The following is a 16,174-nucleotide window of genomic DNA, read 5'->3' as shown; positions in this document are numbered from 1 at the left end:
CGCATGATCCTGAAGGGCGCCGAGATCGCGCGCTATCTGGCGCGGCCGGACCCCTCGCGCCCGGCGCTGCTGATCCACGGCCAGGACGCGATGCGCGTCGCGATGAAGCGGGCCGAGGCGGTCAAGGCCCTGCTGGGCGAAAATGCCGAGGAGGAGATGCGCCTGACCCGGCTGGCGGGCAGCGGGCTGCGCAAGGATCCCGCGCAGCTTCTGGACGCGCTGAAGGAGGTGGGCTTCTTTCCCGGCCAGCGGGTCGTCCTGGTCGAGGATGCGCCCGACGCCGCGGCCGAACCCGTCGGCGCGGCCCTGGCCGCCTGGAAGCCGGGCGACGCGGTGATGGTGGTGACGGCGGCCGGGCTTGGCAGGACCTCGGCCTTGCGCAAGCTGTTCGAGCCGCATCCGGCCGCCGTCGCCGCGCCCGTCTATGACGATCCCCCGGCCGAGGACGAGGTGTCGCGCTGGCTGTCCGAGGCGGGGCTGCGCGAGGTGCCGGCCCCGGCCATGAGGGACATCATGGCGCTGGCCCGCGCGCTGGATCCCGGGGATCTGCGCCAGACGATCGAGAAGATCGGGCTTTACAAGCACAGCGATCCTGCCCCCCTCACCCCGGAGGAGGTCGCGCTGATGGCCCCCGCCACCATCGAGGCGGATCTGGACGAACTGATCCACATTGTGGCCGAACGCCGCGAGGCCGAGTTCGGCCCGATGATGCGGCGGATCGAGGGGCAGGGGGTGAACCCGGTCACGCTCTGCATCGCGGCGCTGCGCCATTTCCGGGCGCTGCATCTGGCGGCGGCCGATCCCGGCGGGCCGGGCGTGGCGCTGTCCCGGCTGCGCCCGCCGGTCTTCGGTCCCCGCCGCGACCGCATGGCCCGCCAGGCCCAGGCCTGGGGCATGGGGCCCCTGGAGGAAGCCGTCCGGTCGCTGCTGGACTGCGACCTGACGCTGCGCGGATCGACCCGCGCCCCGCAGATGGCCCTGGTCGAGCGCGCGCTGATCCGCCTGGCCATGACGCGGGGGCGGCGGTGAGCGAGGCGGTCGATGCCCTGGTGGTCGGCGCGGGCCCTGCCGGGCTGATGGCGGCCGAGGCGCTGGCCGCGCCGGGACGCCGCGTGCTGGTAGCCGAGGCCATGCCCACGCCGGCGCGCAAGTTCCTGATGGCGGGCAAGTCTGGGCTGAACCTGACCAGGGACGAGCCCTTGGCGGAGTTCGCGAGACGGTTCCGGGCAGAAGCCGGGGCTCTGCCCCGGACCCCGGGGTATTTGGACAAAGAAGAAGCGGCCTTCGGTCCCGCCGAGGTGATGGCCTGGGCACGGGGATTGGGGATCGAGTTGTTCACCGGCTCTACGGGCAGGGTGTTTCCGGTCGGGATGAAGGCCTCGCCGCTGCTGCGGGCCTGGCTGGCGCGGTTGCGGTCGGGCGGGGTCGAGGTGCGGACCCGCTGGCGATGGATCGGCGGCGGATGGCAGTTCGAGACCCCGCAGGGTCCGCGCATCCTGCGGCCCCGCGTGGCGGTGCTGGCGCTGGGCGGGGCAAGCTGGCCACGGCTGGGATCGGATGCCGCCTGGGTTCCCTGGCTGCGGGCGGCAGGGGTGGGGGTGGCGCCGTTCCGGCCGGCCAACATGGGCTTTCGCGTGGATTGGTCGCCGCCCATGGCGCGGCATTTCGGCGCGGCGGTCAAGGGGACGGCCCTGCGCGCGGGCGATCTGTCCAGCCGCGGCGAATGGATCGTCGGCCGGCACGGGGTCGAGGGCGGCGGCATCTACGAGATCTCGGCTGCCCTGCGCGACGGTGCGGCGGGCTTCGTGGATCTGGCGCCCGATCTGGACGCTGCGGCCCTGGCGGCGCGCTTCGCGCGGCCCAGGGGCAGGCTGTCCCTGGGCAACTGGCTGCGGCGGGTTCTGGAGGATCCGCTCAGGGTCGCGCTGCTGCTGGAATGGGGCAAGCCCTATCCCGCCGATCCTGCAGGCTGGGCCGCGCGGACCAAGGCCCTGCCCCTGCGCCATGCAGGACCGATGGGACTGGAAGGCGCGATCTCCTCCGCCGGGGGCGTCACCTGGGATTCCCTCGCCGAGGGACAGGAACTGCGCGCCATGCCCGGCGTCTTCGCCGCAGGCGAGATGCTGGACTGGGAGGCGCCGACCGGCGGCTATCTTCTGACCGCCTGCCTGGGAAGCGGCCTGCTGGCCGGACAGGCGGCCGCCGCGCGGCTGGCCGCGGCGGGATCCGGCTGATCGCGCCGCGCCTTTGGCGGGAACGAGGCTTGGACAAGGGAGACGGCGGCCCGCCGGGATGGGCCATTGCAGGCAGGTCAGGGCGGATGCGGCGGCGGACGCGCTGGCCTGGTGGCGGGTCTGGCCGCCCCTAGCCCTTCCAGTCGATGATCAACTGCGTCTGGGTGACGATCGCTGCGGTCTTGCCGTCGCCGCGGCTGATGGTGGTCTGCCAGATCTGCGTCGTGCGTCCGATGTGCAGGGGCAGGCTGACCGCCCGGGCCACGTCGCCCAGACGGATCGGCCGCAGGAAGTTGGTCTTGCTTTCCAGCGTCGTGGTGGTCTTGCCTTCCGGCAGGTTCAGGAAGGTCCCGGTCCCGCCGGCATTGTCGGCAAGCCCCATGATGGCGCCGCCGTGCAGCACGCCGTTGCGGTTGGCCAGCACGTGGGTCACCGGCATCTCGAACTCGACCCGGTCGGGCGTGGCGCTGACCAGGCGGGCGCCGATGTGGATGGCGTATTCCGGCTGGTCGCAGGCATCGCGTCTGATGCGGTGGTCGGTCATGGCGGCTCCTTCGGTTGCCGGGGCATATCAACCCGCCCGACGGGGAAGGGCAAGGGTTCAGGCCTTGCGGCAGGACACCAGTTGCGCGCGATACATCTGCGCCCGCTGGCCCACCTGGGCGGCGACCCGCACCAGCCAGGGCTTGCCCAGATAAGATTGCCGCGCGAATCCCGCCCGGCCTTCGTGATAGGCAAGATACTGCCCCGCCGCATCCCATTTCGAGATGCCGAGCCGCTGCGTCGAGTTGTGCATGTACCAGCCCATGAAGTCCGTGGCGTGCCGGATGTTGTCGCGCTGGGCGCGGCGGTTGCCGGTTTCGCGCTGGTATTCCTCCCAGGTGCCGTCAAGCGCCTGGGAATAGCCGTAGGCGCTGGACTGGCGGCCGATGGGAATCACCCCGAGCGCGTACTGGTGCGGGGTGCGGGCGTCGCCGACGAATTTCGATTCCTGATGGATCGCGGCCATCTGCACATGGACGGGAATGCCCCATTTGCGTTCGGAGGCCTTCATGGCGCGATAATAGGCCGGTCGTTCCGCCACGATGGCACAGGCGTTGTCCAGCTGGCGCGGCGCCGAATAATTGCCGCCGCCGCATGACGCGACCAGCCCGACGATCGCGAGTTTCAGAAGCCTGCTCATCCTGCCCTCTTGTCGTTTTGGGGCGATCTTACGGAAAATCACGGGCGGTTGAAATCACAAAGCCGGAAGATCACACCGCCAGCACCGCCTGCACGGCCCTTTTCCAGGCTGCATACCTGCTGTCGCGATCCTGGTCGGACAGCGCGGGTTCGAAGCGGCGGTCGAGCTGCCAGGCGCGGGCATAGTCGTCGGGGCCGGGGCACAGGCCGGCGCGATAGCCCGCAAGCCAGGCCGCGCCCTGGGCGGTGGTTTCGGTGTTGCGGGGCCGGTCCACCGGCGCGCCGAGGATGTCGGCCAGGAACTGCATCGCCGGTTCGCTTGCGGTCATGCCGCCATCGACCCGCAGCACCGCCTCGCCCGCCTGCGGCCAGTCGGCGCGCATCGCCTCGAGCAGGTCGCGGGTCTGGAAGCCTACGCTTTCCAGGGCGGCGCGGGCGAATTCGGCGGGGCCGGTGTTGCGGGTCAGCCCGAAGACCGCGCCGCGCGCATTGGGCGCCCAGTGGGGGGCGCCCAGCCCGGTGAAGGCGGGGACCAGGATGACCTGCTGGCTGTCGTCGGCCTTGGCGGACAGATCCTGCGTCTCCTTCGCGTCGCGGATCAGCCGCAGGCCGTCGCGCAGCCACTGCACCACCGCCCCGGCGATGAAGATCGACCCTTCCAGGGCATAGCTGGTCCTGCCGTCCAGGCGATAGGCGATCGTCGTCAGCAGCCGGTTCTGCGACCGCACCGCCTGATCGCCGGTGTTCAGCAGCGCGAAACAGCCGGTGCCGTAGGTCGATTTCATCATGCCCGGCCGGAAGCAGGCCTGTCCCACGGTCGCGGCCTGCTGGTCACCGGCCACGCCCAGGATCGGGATCTCGCGGCCGAACAGGTCGGCGCGCGTGGTGCCGAAGTCATCGGCGCTGTCGTGGACCTCGGGCAGCAGCGCGCGGGGGACGCCGAACAGGCGGCACATGTCGTCGGACCAGTCGCCCTTGCGGATGTCGTAGAGCAGCGTGCGGCTGGCATTGGTGGCGTCAGTGACATGGGACCGCCCGCCGGTCAGCTTCCAGATCAGGAAGCTGTCCACGGTCCCGAAGGCCAGATCGCCCGCCCGGGCGCGGTCGCGCGCGCCTTCGACATGATCCAGCATCCAGGCGATCTTGGTGGCGCTGAAATAGGGGTCCAGCAGCAGGCCGGTGGTGCCGGTGACCTGATCCTCGGCCCCTTCGTCGCGCAGGCGGTCGCAGACATCGGCGGTGCGGCGGTCCTGCCAGACGATGGCGTTGTGGATCGGTTCCCCGGTCTGGCGGTCCCAGATGACCACGGTCTCGCGCTGGTTGGTGATGCCGATGGCGTCGATGCGCGGGGCGCCGGCCTTCTCGATGGCGGCCCGCGCGGTCCCGGCGCTGCTGGTCCAGATGTCGTTGGGATCGTGTTCCACCCAGCCCGAGCGCGGGAAATGCTGCGGGAACTCGTGCTGGGCCTTGGCCTGCACCGTCAGGTCGTCGCGAAACACAAGCGCCCGGGACGAGGTGGTTCCCTGATCCATCGCCAGTATCGTCATGGTTCCTCCGTTTTCATCAGGGCGCCGATGGCGGCAAGGTCGGCCGCCCCCTTGTCGCGCAAAAGCCGTTCCAGCGATTCGTAGTGGCACAGGACCGTCCGGCCTGCGGGCGTGACCACGGCGCCGCCGCCGCCCGGCCCGCCCCGGCTGCTGTCCACCAGGGGGGTGGCGAAGGCGGTGTTCATCTCCTCGACCAGGGTCCAGGCGCGCCTGTAGCTCATCCCCATGGCGCGGCCCGCGGCCGAGATGGACCCATGCTGCCCGATCAGCCGCAGAAGCCGCGCCTTGCCCGGCCCCAGCACCAGCGGAGCGTCGTATTCCAGCCGCAGCTTGATGCGGGGGCCGTGCCTGTCCATGGCGATTCGGTTCCTGTCCTTGCCGCAGGTTAGCCACAGGGGCAGGGCCGGCGCAAACGACGCCACGATGCGCTTGGCGGGCGGGGGGCGCGGCCTATGCTGCGGCCGACAACAAGGGGAAGTTCCGTCATGACCAACGACATCGTCATCCTGTCCGGCGCGCGCACCGCCATCGGCACCTTCGGCGGCAGCCTGGCCGCCGTCCCGCCGATCGACCTGGCCGCCACCGTGACCCGCGCCGCGATCGAACGGGCGGGCCTTGCCCCCGACAGGATCGGGCAGGTGGTCTTCGGCCATGTCATCAACACCGAACCGCGCGACATGTATCTGTCGCGCGTGGCCATGCTGGACGCGGGCGTTCCCGACACGACGCCCGCGATGAATGTCAACCGGCTGTGCGGGTCGGGGGTGCAGGCCCTCGTCTCGGCCGCGCAGGCGCTGATGCAGGGTGACGCCGATTTCGCCGTGGCGGGCGGCGCCGAAAGCATGAGCCGGTCGCCCTATTCCATCAGTTCGGCGCGGTTCGGGGCCAAGATGGGCGACCAGAAGGTGATCGACATGATGACCGGCGCCCTGACCTGCCCGATGGGCACCGGCCACATGGGCGTGACGGCCGAAAACGTCGCGGCCGAACACGACATCAGCCGGCAGGCGCAGGACGAATTCGCGATGGAATCGCAGCGCCGCGCCGCGGCGGCCATCGCCGCGGGCCATTTCCGCGACCAGATCGTTCCGGTCGAGGTGAAGGGCCGCAAGGGTCCGGTCATGTTCGACACCGACGAGCATCCCAAGGAGACCAGCCTGGACAAGCTGGCCGGGCTGAAGGCGGTCTTCAAGAAGGACGGCAGCGTGACGGCCGGCAATGCCAGCGGCATCAACGACGGCGCCGCGGCGGTGGTGCTGGCGCGGGCCGACGCCGCCCAGGCGGCCGGGCTGACGCCGCGGGCGCGCATCATCGGCTATGCGGTGGCCGGCGTGCGCCCCGAGGTGATGGGCATCGGCCCGATCCCGGCGGTCCAGAAGCTGCTGGATAAGACCGGCCTGTCGGCGGGCGACTTCGACGTGATCGAATCGAACGAGGCCTTTGCCGCGCAGGCCCTTGCCGTGAACAAGGGGCTGGGCCTGGACCCGGCGCGGGTCAACCCCAACGGCGGCGCCATCGCCCTGGGCCACCCGGTCGGCGCGACCGGCGCGATCATCACCGTCAAGGCGCTCTACGAGCTTGAGCGCATCGGCGGCAAGCGCGGGCTGGTCACCATGTGCATCGGCGGCGGGCAGGGCATCGCCTTGGCTATCGAACTGGTGTGACGCCCACGGCCTGCGCCCGGCCGGCTTGCCGCGACAGGCGCAGGGCCACGATCCCGGCCAGGACGATCACCGCGCTGCCGATGATCGTCCAGCGATCGGGGCTTTCCCCGAAGACCAGGACGCCCGCGATCATGGCAAAGACCAGACGGGTATAGCGGAAGGGCGTCACCGCGCCGACCTGGCCCGTGCGCATCGCCACCGTCAGGAAGGTATAGGCGCAGACGCCCGTCGCCGAGGCCGCGGCAAGCGCCGCCCAGGTCGGGCCGTCGGGGGCCACAGGCGGATGGCCGAAGGGCAGGACGATCAGTCCCGCCACGATCAGCATGGAAAACCCCGCGACGCCAAGCTGCCGGAAGGACAGCGACGCGGGCGCGGCGCGCGTGGCCAGATCGCGCCCCGCAAAGCCCAGCATCGCCATGACCGCCAGCAGCGACAGCGGGCCGAAGCCGTCGGTTCCCGGGCGCAGGATCAGCAGGACCCCCGCGAAGCCCAGGGCCACCGCCAGCCAGCGGCGCGCGCCGATGCGTTCCCCGAACAGCAGGGCCGCGCCCATCATCACCACCAGCGGCGTCGCCTGCAGGATGGCCGAGGCGGTCGAGAGCGGCGTCAGCGCGATGGCCAGCATGAAGAACAGCCGGCCCGTGACCTCGGACAGGGACCGCAGCACCATCGCGCGGCCCCGCAGGGCCCGGGTGACGGGCGGCTCGTGCGCCAGAAGGGTCAGCAGGGTGAAGATGGCGGTGCCGAAGATGCCGAAGGTGATCAGGATCTGGCCGGGCGGCAGGCTGAGGGCGGCGATCTTGAGAAGCAGAATCCTCGATCGCGAAACCGGCCATCGACAGCACCATGAACAGCGCGCCGCGCAGGTTGAACGCAGGCCCGAGGCGTGCGGTGTTGTGGGACATGGCCGGACCTTGCTGCGGCGAACGGCCAAGCACTCGCCCATCGGCGCGGCCAAGGCAAGCCGCCAATGCGGTCACGCGCCGGCCCCGGCCCCAAAGGGAACGGGCCGCCCCGGATCGAGGCGGCCCGCGAGATCCACGGAGATGGTCCGGTTAGGGATGGCGGATGTTCCGGTCCCAATCAGGGTTTACGACCCTCGGGGCTGCCCTCAGGCCACGGCCCCCCCGACTGTTCCGACACCTCTCTCCAATATCACTCTCGACACTGGACCACCTCCTTTCAATGTGTTGCCGTATGGGGGAAGCGTGACACAGATCGGGGTCGAGTCAATCAGATTGTTCGGCCGTTGCGCAACAAATTGCGGACGATGATGCGGAAAGGCACAAGCGCCAGTAGGGCCAGACCGATCTTGACCAGCCAATCGGCAGTTGCCAGCGAAACCCACAGCGCGGTGAGCGGTCCTTGACCAAGAAGCGGAACGGCCTCGTTGGCCCAGCCGGTGTTGGCGTCGTGGGGCAGGCTGGCGGCGAAGGCGATGCCGAAGAACAGCGCCGTGTCCAGGGCCGATCCGATCAGCGACGACAGGAACGGCGCCACCCACCAGCGGCGGTTGCGGAAGGCGTCGAAGATGGCGATGTCCGAGAGCTGCGCCACGAAGAAGGCCACGCCCGACCCGACGGCGATCCGCAGCGTGGTCTGGTCCAGCCCGGCGGCGAACAGCGACCAGAGGACGCCCACCACGAAGCCCGCCAGCACGACCCGTCGCGCCGCGGCCGCGCCGTGGACGCGGTTCATCACGTCGGTGACCAGGAAGGCGAAGGGATAGGTGAAGGCGCCCCAGGTCAGCCAGGGGCCGATCGGGAACTGCACCAGGATGTTCGAGGCCAGGACGATGCTGGCCATGGCAAGGATGCCGGGCAGATGGCGGGTCATGGATGGCTTTTCCGTTTTACAAGGTCGCGGAACAACTCGGCCCCGCACCCTGCGGGACAGGGCGCTTATGCGCAGCGCCGCCGCCTTGTCAATCGCGCAGCCGGTATTCGACCAGTTCGGTGCGCTGCACGAAAAGGAAATTGTCGTCCGAGATCAGCGTGAGGCGAATCCCCTGGCCGTCGTGCCAGACGGCGATTCCTTCCAGGTTGTCGTATTGCAGCGGCCGGGTGGTCAGCAGGATTTCCTCGTCCGCGGGGCCGGTTTCGGTCAGCCGCATCCGGCGCACGCGCGAGGCAAAGCCCAGGATGCCCTGGAAGTCGCGTTCCAGCAGATAGAACCAGCCGTCCGGCCCGAAATCCGCCCCCACCGGCAGCCAGCGGGGATCGCGGCGGACCTCTCCGGCCCGGCCCCAGCGGTTGTCGCGGACGGTCAGGACGGGGAAGGGCCTGGCCTCGACCCCCGACCGTTCGGGAACGGCATAGAGCGTGTCGCCGCGGATCGCCAAGGCCTCGAGCCCCGAATTGACCCGCATCCAGGGCAGGTCGGGCGGCAGGCGCCGGCGGGCCGGGACCGCGTCGGGATCGGCATAGAGCGAGACGCGGTTCAGCCCCTCGAAGCTGATCCAGATCCGGCCATCCTCGCCGATCGCCAGACCCTCGCTGTCGCCGTGATAGCCGGGCTTCAGGGGCACGCCCTGGCGGTTCTTCAGATGCGCGCGCCCGGCGATGTTCATGCCCCGGATCACGCCCTGGGAATCGCGGTCGACGCTGCCCCAGTACAGATGCGCACGGTCGGTCAGCGCATGGAAGCGGCTGCCGTCGGCGCTGAGTTCAAGCCCGGAAAAGCCGCCGAAGCTGTCGTCGCCCGCCGACCACACGAAGGTGCCGACATAGTCCAGCGACACGGCCGGCGCCGGGGCGGCGGCCGCGATCAGCAACAGCGACAGCAGCCCGCCTAGGGCGCGCCGGCGACGGTTCGGCATTGGCGGGGCAATTCGGAAAGGCGGAAGGTCCGGGGGTGGCGATAGTCCGGGTCGGGCGGCGTCGGCGCCACGCGGCCGGGGTCGATGCGGTTCCTGATCCATTCGGCGGCCTCGGCGCAGCCGTCGCCCGGGGGCGGCGGATCCTGGCGGTCGCAGATCGACCCGCGGGGGCAGGCCAGCCGGACATGGAAATGATAGTTGTGGGCGTTGATCGGACGAACCTTGCGCAGCCAAGCCCGGTCGCCGCGTTCCATCTGGCACATGGCCACCTTGGCGACCGGGTCGATGAAGATCCGTTCCACGCGCGGATCGCGGGCGGCGGCGCGGATGATTGACATGTGCCCGCCGTTCCAGACATCCGTCAGCCCGACGCCCCGGGGATCGGTGATGGATACCGATGACAGGTTCTCGCGCTGCCGCGGCGACAGGCTCAGGGACGAGGGCGGCAGCATCCAGATGTCGGCGTCCAGCCCCAGCTGGTGGCTGGCGTGCCCCGAGGTCATCGGCCCGCCGCGCGGCTGGCTCATGTCGCCGATATAGAGCCCGCGCCAGCCGGCCTGCTGGGCGGCCCGCGACAGGCCGATCAGGAAATCGACCAGTTCCGGATGGCCCCAGTTGCGGTTGCGGGACAGGCGCATGGCCTGCCAGCTTGGGCCGGTTTCGGGCAGTTGCACGAACCCCTGCCCGCAGCCCCGGGAATAGAAGCCGATGGACACCGCAGGCCCCTGCGATGCGGCGCGGAAGCCGCCGAAGACGTCCTTGGCCAAGGGATCGGCCGATGCGGGCACGACAAGGCCGGCCACGATGGCGGCGGCGGCCAGGATTTTGCGGATCACTGCTCTACCTCTCCTTCGGGTTTGACCCAGACTAGCAGGATCAGCGACAGGATAAAAAGCGCGATCAGCGCAGAAATGCCCAGACGCTGGTTCCCGCTGATGTCGGTGACCAGCGCGATCAGGAACGGGGCCAGGAAGGCGGTGGCCTTGCCGGACAGGGCGTAAAGGCCGAAGCCCTCGGTCGCGCGGTCGGGTGTCGTGTGGCGGACCATCAGGGTGCGGCTGGCGGCCTGCAGGGCGCCGCCCGCCCCCCGATCAGCGCCCCGCAGAGGAAGAACACCAGATCGGGCACGTACAGGCGCCCGAGGGCCGGGTTCTGGGGCAGCGGCAGGCCGAACAGCGTCTGGCGGGTCATGCCGACCACCACGACGCAGACGGCGGTCAGGACCAGGGTGGCGGCGATGATGACCGGCCTTGGCCCCCACCGCCGGTCGGCCCGCCCGCCCGCCCAACTGACGGCGGCGGCGGCGACGGCGCTGACGACGCCGAAGACGCCGGCCAGGAACACCGGCCAGCCCAGCACCGTCCCGGCATAGACCCCGCCGAAGCCGTAAAGCGCGTTCAGCGCGTCGCGCGACAGCATCGACGAGGCGAGCCAGGCGGCGAGGCTTCTGCGGTGGCGCAGGCTGCGGATCAGCGCCCACAGGTCGCCCATGGCGGCGCCGATGCGGACGGGGCGGCGGGGGCCGCGCGGTTCGCGGACCCACAGGAAGAAGGGGATCATGAAGACGACATACCAGACCGCCACGAAGGGCCCGACAAAGCGCGTGCCCTCGCGCGCGGCGGGGTCCAGCCCGAAAGCGGGTCGATGCCGATCAGCGTCCTGCCGCCGGGCGTTTCCTGAAACAACGCCAGCATGACCGCCAGCGACACGACGCCGCCCAGATAGCCGAAGGCATAGCCGGACCCCGACAGCCGCCCGATCTCGGCGGGGGGCGCAAGGCCCGGCAGCAGGGCGTTGGTGAAGATCGTGGCGAATTCGACGCCGATCAGGCCGATGCCGAACAGCACCACCGCCTGCACCAGCGCGGGCTGCTGCGGCATCAGCGTCCAGAGGCCCGCCGAGCCCAGCACATAGAGGATCGAGAAGAACCAGATCCAGGGCATCCGCCGCCCCGAACTGTCGGCGATCGCCCCCAGGATCGGCGCGCCCAGGGCGATGACGATGCCCGCGGCCGACAGCCCGTATCCCCACAGCGCCTGCGCCTGCGCCCCCGCCAGCCGCAGATCGCCGCCGATCACCAGGAAATGGCGTTGCGCGACCTCGGCGAAATAGACCGAGAAGACGAAGGTCAGCAGAAGCGTATGAAAAGGCTGGCTGGCCCAGTCGAAAAACCACCAGCCCCAGATCCGTTTTCGGTCCATCCCCCCTCGCGCGCCGTTGGCGCGTCATAAGGCCGAAGCGGCGTCAGGCTGACAAGTGGGCTTTTGCGTCAGGGCCAAGCTCGGGCGGCCAGGGGCGCTGGGCGTCGGCCTCGACCCAGGCGGCGATCCAGCCGGGCAGGGGCGGGCTTTCGGCCGGGGCGCCCAGCGCCGCCATCACCTCGGGCGGGGGCACGATGCCGTTCGGGGACGTGATCGCCGCGCGGATCAGCACCTGGTTGCAGCAGTCCCGGCCCTTCCACATCGACTGGTCCATGTAGAGGAAGCGCTGGTCCCAGCCCGCCACGCGCGAGAACATGGTGAAGCGTTCGAACATCCTGATGCGGCGGCGGTAGCGGACCGAACTGCCCGCGACGGTGATGCCCCAGCCCCGCTGGCGCAGCACCGGGATCAGGCCGGTGCGCTGCGCCATCGGGATGCGGCCCAGGTCGAACAGCGTCAGGGTGCGGCCGTTGTTCAGCTCGATCCACGGATCCAGATCCCAGGGCCAGCAGACATGCGTCGAGACATGCGTCCCCGTCACCCCCAGCCGGGGGGCGCTGCGGAACTTGACCATCTCCTTGGCGAAGCGGAACAGGGGATACATCGCGGATCCTTCGATTGGCTGGTGCAGGGCGTGGCCCCGGCCCACGCGATCGTCAACCACGAACGCTGCGGCAACTTGCTTGCGAAGCACCGCCCGCATCCCCATAACAACCCCGAACACGACAAAGAGGACCTGATGGGAACGCTGTACGAGGCCTTGCAACTGATCCTGCAGGTGGTGTGGTTCGTGATGATCGTCCACATCATCATGTCCTGGCTGATCAATTTCCAGGTGCTGAACCTGCGCCAGCCGCTGGTGGCGCAACTGTGGGACGGCCTGAACCGCCTGCTGGAGCCCGTCTATCGCCCGATCCGCAACGTGCTGCCGAACACCGGCGGGCTGGATCTGGCGCCCCTGGTCCTGTTCATCATCATCATCATCCTGCAGCGCGCCCTGGCGAACAACGCAGGCTTCTTCTACGGCATGTGATGCCCGCGGATCTGCTGCGACAGGTCTGGGGCTTCGACGGCTTCCGCCCCGGCCAGCAAGAGATCGTCGAGGCCGTGGCCCAGGGTCGCGAGGTGCTGGCGATCATGCCCACCGGGGGCGGCAAGTCGCTGTGCTTCCAGTTGCCCGCGCTGATGCGCGAGGGGGTGACGGTGGTCATCTCGCCGCTGATCGCGCTGATGCGCGACCAGGTCCGCGCCCTGCGCGAGGCGGGCGTCGCGGCGGGCGCGCTGACCAGCGGCAACACCGACGCGGAAACCGACGCGGTGTTCCAGGCGCTGTCACGGGGCGAACTGAAGCTGCTCTACATGGCGCCGGAACGGCTGGCCTCGGGCGGGACGCTGCCCTTGCTGCGGCGCGCCGGGGTGACGGCGATCGCCGTCGACGAGGCGCATTGCGTCAGCCAGTGGGGCCATGACTTCCGCCCTGACTACCTGCGCATCGGTGATCTGAGGCGCGCCCTGGGCGTGCCGCTGGCGGCCTTCACCGCCACGGCGGACGTGGAAACCCGGGCCGAGATCGTCACCCGGCTGTTCGGCGGCCAGGAGCCCGTGACCTTCCTGCGCGGCTTCGACCGCCCGAACATCCGGCTGGCCTTCCAGCCCAAGGACAGCCCGCGCCGTCAGGTGCTGGCCTATGTCGCCGCCCGGCGCGGACAGTCCGGGATCGTCTATTGCGGCGCCCGCGCCCGCACCGAAACCCTGGCCCAGGCCCTGCGCGAGGCGGGCCACCCGGCCATCGCCTATCACGCGGGCCTTGACCCGGACGCCCGCCGCGAGGCCGAGGCGCGGTTTCAGCGCGAGGACGGGCTGATCGTCGTGGCCACCGTCGCCTTCGGCATGGGCATCGACAAGCCCGACATCCGCTGGGTGCTGCACGCCGACCTGCCCAAGACCATCGAGGGCTATTACCAGGAAATCGGCCGGGCGGGCCGCGACGGGGATCCTGCCGACACGCTGACGCTTTACGGTCCCGACGACATCCGCCTGCGCCGCAGCCAGATCGACGAGGGTCTGGCCGAGCCCGCCCGCAAGACGGCCGACCATGCGCGGTTGAACGCGCTTCTGGGCCTGGCCGAGGCGACCGGCTGCCGCCGCCGCAGGCTGCTGGCCTATTTCGGAGAAGAACTGGCGCAAGACTGCGGCAATTGCGACCTGTGCCAGACGCCCCCCAGGCTGTTCGATGCGACCCAGCCCGTGCGCAAGGCGTTGTCGGCCATCCTGCGCTCGGGCGAATGGTTCGGCGCCGCGCACCTGATCGACATCCTGACCGGCACCGCCACCGAGAAGGTGCGCGAGCGCGGTCATGACCGGCTGCCGACCTTCGGCGTCGGACGCGACCAGGGCCGCGCGCAGTGGCAGGCGATCTTCCGGCAGATGATGGGCCGCGATCTCTGCCGCCCCGACCCCGAACGCCACGGCGCCCTGCGCCTGACCGAGGCTGCCCATCCGGTGCTGCGGGGCGAGGAAAGCGTGATCCTGCGCCAGGACACCACGGCCAGCAGGCCCGCCACGGTGCTGCGCACCCAGGTGGACGAGGAGGACGAGCCGCTGCTGTCCGCGTTGAAGGCCAGGCGCCGCGCGCTGGCCGAGGCCGCGCGCGTGCCCGCCTATGTCATCTTCCCCGACCGCACCCTGATCGAGATGGCCGAGAAGCGCCCTCAGACCCTGGACCAGATGGCGCAGGTCGGCGGGGTGGGCGCGAAGAAGCTGGAAAGCTATGGCCGCGCCTTCCTGTCGGTGATTGCAGGCGAGGTGCCCCAGATGCACCCGCAGCGCCGGAAACTGGCGGGCCGGCCGGAAGGCGCGCTGTTCGACCGGCTGGTGGCGGTGCAGGCCGATCTGCTGCGCGGGCCGGACGGAACGGAAAAGCCCCTGTCCTGTTCCACCGCCCAGATCCGCCGCATCGCCGAGGCGCGGCCCGCAGACGAGGCGGGCCTGGCGCGCCACCTGGACCCGGCGCGTCTGGACCGCTTCGGCGCCGCCTTCCTGCGCGAGATCGCAGCGGCTTGATGGCCCGTCAGTGTAAAGTGAACGTGATGCCCTGCCCCGGGCGTTTCTGCATCACTATCCTCGTGCTGCAACCCCTGGGGAGAGTGTCATGAAACTTCGCTGGTCCGATGTCACGCCGAAAGCCGACTACCTCAACCGCCGCGCCTTCATCGCGGCAGGCGCCGCGGCGATGGCCGCGCCGGCCTGGGCGCTGACCGGCAAGCCGTCAGCCTATTCGACGGACCAGAAGCCGAACAGCTTGGAAGAGATCACCAACTACAACAACTTCTACGAATTCGGCATGGAGAAGACCGATCCCGCGCGCTATGCGGGCGCCATGACCACCGATCCCTGGTCGGTCGAGGTCGGCGGCCTAGTGGATCGGCCCGGACGCTATGGCGTGGAGGATCTGGCTCCGGACAATGCGCTGGAAGAACGCATCTATCGCCTGCGCTGCGTCGAGGCCTGGTCGATGGTGATTCCCTGGATCGGCGTTCCCCTGGCGGGCGTGCTGGACAAGGCCGGCGTGCAGCCCGGCGCCCGCTTCGTGTCCTTCGAGACGCTCTACCGCCCCGAGGAGATGCCCGGCCAGGCCAGCCCGCTTCTGGATTGGCCCTACAAGGAAGGGCTGCAGATCGACGAGGCCATGCACCCGCTGACGATCCTGGCCACCGGGCTTTACGGCGACGTGCTGCCCAACCAGAACGGCGCGCCCATCCGGCTGGTGGTGCCGTGGAAATACGGCTTCAAGTCCATCAAGTCGATCGTGAAGATCACCCTGACCAACCGTCAGCCGGTGTCCACCTGGCAGGCGATGCAGCCGTCGGAATACGGCTTCTACGCCAACGTGAACCCGCAGGTCGACCACCCCCGCTGGAGCCAGGCGACCGAGCGCCGCATCGGCGCGGGCCTGTTCGGCGGGCGCGAGCCGACGCAGATGTTCAACGGCTACGGCGATCAGGTGGCGTCGCTCTATGCCGGGATGGATCTGGCAAGGGACTACTGATGCGGGCCGCCGTGAACGGGTGGCTTCGGGCGATTCCCGTCTGGGCGCTGTGGCTGGGCGGGCTGGTGCCCCTGGGACTGCTGGTCTGGGACACGCTGAACGGGGGCCTGGGGATCGACCCGATCCGCGACATCGAACATCGGCTGGGCCGGACGGCGCTGTATTTCCTGGTGGCAAGCCTGGCCGTGACGCCGGTGCTGCGCATCACCGGGATCAGCTTCATGCGCTTCCGCCGCGCCCTAGGCCTTCTCTGCTTCACCTATGCCGGGCTGCATGTGCTGGCGTGGTCGGTCATGGACATGGCGCTGCTCTGGGGGCTGATGGCGCAGGACGTGGTCAAGCGGCCCTATCTGGTCTTCGGCATGGCGGCCTTCCTGATGCTGCTGGCCTTGGCCGTCACATCGAACAACGCCTCGATCCGCAGGATGGGCGGCGCGGCGTGGCGCAGGCTGCACAGGCTGGCCTATGTGGCCGCGCCTC

The 16,174-nt window shown here is 69.9% G+C and carries 16 protein-coding genes and 1 pseudogene (1 of these 17 cut by a window edge); 7 read left to right on the top strand and 10 right to left on the bottom strand.

What is annotated here, in order from left to right:
- The first annotated feature begins 3 nt into the window (after positions 1–3).
- Entirely contained in the window at positions 4–1,029 is a 1,026-nt protein-coding gene (gene holA / locus ACZ1HC_RS05335; protein WP_472699057.1) for a DNA polymerase III subunit delta, read from the top strand.
- A 47-nt stretch (positions 1,030–1,076) separates the two neighbouring features.
- Positions 1,077–2,234, top strand: coding sequence for a TIGR03862 family flavoprotein (locus ACZ1HC_RS05330; RefSeq protein ID WP_472700786.1), 1,158 nt, complete (start codon positions 1,077–1,079; stop codon positions 2,232–2,234).
- A gap of 130 nt (positions 2,235–2,364) precedes the next feature.
- Here the strand turns inward: ACZ1HC_RS05330 and ACZ1HC_RS05325 are convergent, their stop codons facing one another.
- The 4 genes from ACZ1HC_RS05325 to ACZ1HC_RS05310 all read right to left on the bottom strand — a co-directional run bounded on the left by ACZ1HC_RS05325 (position 2,365) and on the right by ACZ1HC_RS05310 (position 5,319).
- A complete protein-coding gene (locus ACZ1HC_RS05325; protein ID WP_472699056.1) occupies positions 2,365–2,778 on the bottom strand; it encodes a PaaI family thioesterase in 414 nt (137 codons plus the stop codon).
- 57 nt (positions 2,779–2,835) lie between these two features.
- A complete protein-coding gene (locus ACZ1HC_RS05320; protein ID WP_472699055.1) occupies positions 2,836–3,417 on the bottom strand; it encodes a transglycosylase SLT domain-containing protein in 582 nt (193 codons plus the stop codon).
- 70 nt (positions 3,418–3,487) lie between these two features.
- Entirely contained in the window at positions 3,488–4,963 is a 1,476-nt protein-coding gene (gene glpK / locus ACZ1HC_RS05315; RefSeq protein WP_472699054.1) for a glycerol kinase GlpK, read from the bottom strand.
- Positions 4,960–5,319, bottom strand: a complete 360-nt coding sequence (locus ACZ1HC_RS05310; RefSeq protein ID WP_472699053.1) for a winged helix-turn-helix domain-containing protein — start codon at positions 5,317–5,319, stop codon at positions 4,960–4,962. Before ACZ1HC_RS05310 ends, glpK begins: the two co-directional genes overlap by 4 nt.
- Positions 5,320–5,448: 129 nt before the next feature.
- Here ACZ1HC_RS05310 and ACZ1HC_RS05305 point away from each other — a divergent pair, with 129 nt between their 5' ends.
- Positions 5,449–6,627: an acetyl-CoA C-acyltransferase family protein gene (locus ACZ1HC_RS05305; protein WP_472699052.1), complete on the top strand. Its 1,179-nt coding sequence runs from the start codon at positions 5,449–5,451 to the stop codon at positions 6,625–6,627.
- Here ACZ1HC_RS05305 and ACZ1HC_RS05300 read toward each other — a convergent pair.
- From ACZ1HC_RS05300 to ACZ1HC_RS05275, 6 genes and pseudogenes are all read right to left on the bottom strand, one after another.
- On the bottom strand, positions 6,611–7,561 hold the full coding sequence (locus ACZ1HC_RS05300) for a DMT family transporter (protein ID WP_472699051.1): 951 nt from the start codon (positions 7,559–7,561) through the stop codon (positions 6,611–6,613). The genes ACZ1HC_RS05305 and ACZ1HC_RS05300 overlap by 17 nt on opposite strands.
- 299 nt (positions 7,562–7,860) lie before the next feature.
- Entirely contained in the window at positions 7,861–8,463 is a 603-nt protein-coding gene (locus ACZ1HC_RS05295) for a queuosine precursor transporter (RefSeq protein ID WP_472699050.1), read from the bottom strand.
- Positions 8,464–8,551: 88 nt separating this feature from the next.
- The gene (locus tag ACZ1HC_RS05290; protein ID WP_472699049.1) at positions 8,552–9,445 is read right to left on the bottom strand and encodes an esterase-like activity of phytase family protein; all 894 of its coding nucleotides are present in this window, start codon (positions 9,443–9,445) and stop codon (positions 8,552–8,554) included.
- A complete protein-coding gene (gene mepA, locus ACZ1HC_RS05285; RefSeq protein WP_472699048.1) occupies positions 9,418–10,281 on the bottom strand; it encodes a penicillin-insensitive murein endopeptidase in 864 nt (287 codons plus the stop codon). Before mepA ends, ACZ1HC_RS05290 begins: the two co-directional genes overlap by 28 nt.
- Positions 10,278–11,646 (bottom strand): annotated as a pseudogene (locus ACZ1HC_RS05280) (MFS transporter). Before ACZ1HC_RS05280 ends, mepA begins: the two are co-directional and overlap by 4 nt.
- Before the next feature lie 43 nt (positions 11,647–11,689).
- On the bottom strand, positions 11,690–12,250 hold the full coding sequence (locus tag ACZ1HC_RS05275; RefSeq protein WP_472699047.1) for an acyl-CoA thioesterase: 561 nt from the start codon (positions 12,248–12,250) through the stop codon (positions 11,690–11,692).
- Positions 12,251–12,385: 135 nt separating this feature from the next.
- Here ACZ1HC_RS05275 and ACZ1HC_RS05270 point away from each other — a divergent pair, with 135 nt between their 5' ends.
- The 4 genes from ACZ1HC_RS05270 to ACZ1HC_RS05255 all read left to right on the top strand — a co-directional run.
- A complete protein-coding gene (locus ACZ1HC_RS05270) occupies positions 12,386–12,679 on the top strand; it encodes a YggT family protein (RefSeq protein ID WP_472700785.1) in 294 nt (97 codons plus the stop codon).
- Positions 12,679–14,709, top strand: coding sequence for a DNA helicase RecQ (gene recQ / locus ACZ1HC_RS05265; RefSeq protein ID WP_472699046.1), 2,031 nt, complete (start codon positions 12,679–12,681; stop codon positions 14,707–14,709). Before ACZ1HC_RS05270 ends, recQ begins: the two co-directional genes overlap by 1 nt.
- An 88-nt stretch (positions 14,710–14,797) precedes the next feature.
- Positions 14,798–15,694, top strand: coding sequence for a protein-methionine-sulfoxide reductase catalytic subunit MsrP (gene msrP / locus ACZ1HC_RS05260; RefSeq protein WP_472699045.1), 897 nt, complete (start codon positions 14,798–14,800; stop codon positions 15,692–15,694).
- Positions 15,694–16,174, top strand: partial view of a protein-methionine-sulfoxide reductase heme-binding subunit MsrQ gene (locus tag ACZ1HC_RS05255; RefSeq protein ID WP_472699044.1) — the 5' portion only. It continues 143 nt past the right edge of the window; the window shows 481 of its 624 coding nt (coding positions 1–481); its start codon is at positions 15,694–15,696; its stop codon lies off the right edge, out of view. The genes msrP and ACZ1HC_RS05255 overlap by 1 nt, the downstream gene beginning before the upstream one ends.

The organism is Paracoccus sp. BR5-17, from assembly GCF_055693925.1.
This window is presented reverse-complemented; position numbering and strand designations above follow the sequence as displayed.

Coding starts and splice junctions, on each gene's coding strand:
- ACZ1HC_RS05295 (WP_472699050.1), bottom strand. CDS start 8,463: ATGACCCGCCATCTGCCCGGCATCCTTGCCATGGCCAGCATCGTCCTG.
- glpK (WP_472699054.1), bottom strand. CDS start 4,963: ATGACGATACTGGCGATGGATCAGGGAACCACCTCGTCCCGGGCGCTT.
- msrP (WP_472699045.1), top strand. CDS start 14,798: ATGAAACTTCGCTGGTCCGATGTCACGCCGAAAGCCGACTACCTCAAC.
- recQ (WP_472699046.1), top strand. CDS start 12,679: ATGCCCGCGGATCTGCTGCGACAGGTCTGGGGCTTCGACGGCTTCCGC.
- ACZ1HC_RS05310 (WP_472699053.1), bottom strand. CDS start 5,319: ATGGACAGGCACGGCCCCCGCATCAAGCTGCGGCTGGAATACGACGCT.
- ACZ1HC_RS05275 (WP_472699047.1), bottom strand. CDS start 12,250: ATGTATCCCCTGTTCCGCTTCGCCAAGGAGATGGTCAAGTTCCGCAGC.
- ACZ1HC_RS05320 (WP_472699055.1), bottom strand. CDS start 3,417: ATGAGCAGGCTTCTGAAACTCGCGATCGTCGGGCTGGTCGCGTCATGC.
- ACZ1HC_RS05305 (WP_472699052.1), top strand. CDS start 5,449: ATGACCAACGACATCGTCATCCTGTCCGGCGCGCGCACCGCCATCGGC.
- ACZ1HC_RS05290 (WP_472699049.1), bottom strand. CDS start 9,445: ATGCCGAACCGTCGCCGGCGCGCCCTAGGCGGGCTGCTGTCGCTGTTG.
- ACZ1HC_RS05325 (WP_472699056.1), bottom strand. CDS start 2,778: ATGACCGACCACCGCATCAGACGCGATGCCTGCGACCAGCCGGAATAC.
- ACZ1HC_RS05330 (WP_472700786.1), top strand. CDS start 1,077: ATGGCGGCCGAGGCGCTGGCCGCGCCGGGACGCCGCGTGCTGGTAGCC.
- ACZ1HC_RS05270 (WP_472700785.1), top strand. CDS start 12,386: ATGGGAACGCTGTACGAGGCCTTGCAACTGATCCTGCAGGTGGTGTGG.
- holA (WP_472699057.1), top strand. CDS start 4: ATGATCCTGAAGGGCGCCGAGATCGCGCGCTATCTGGCGCGGCCGGAC.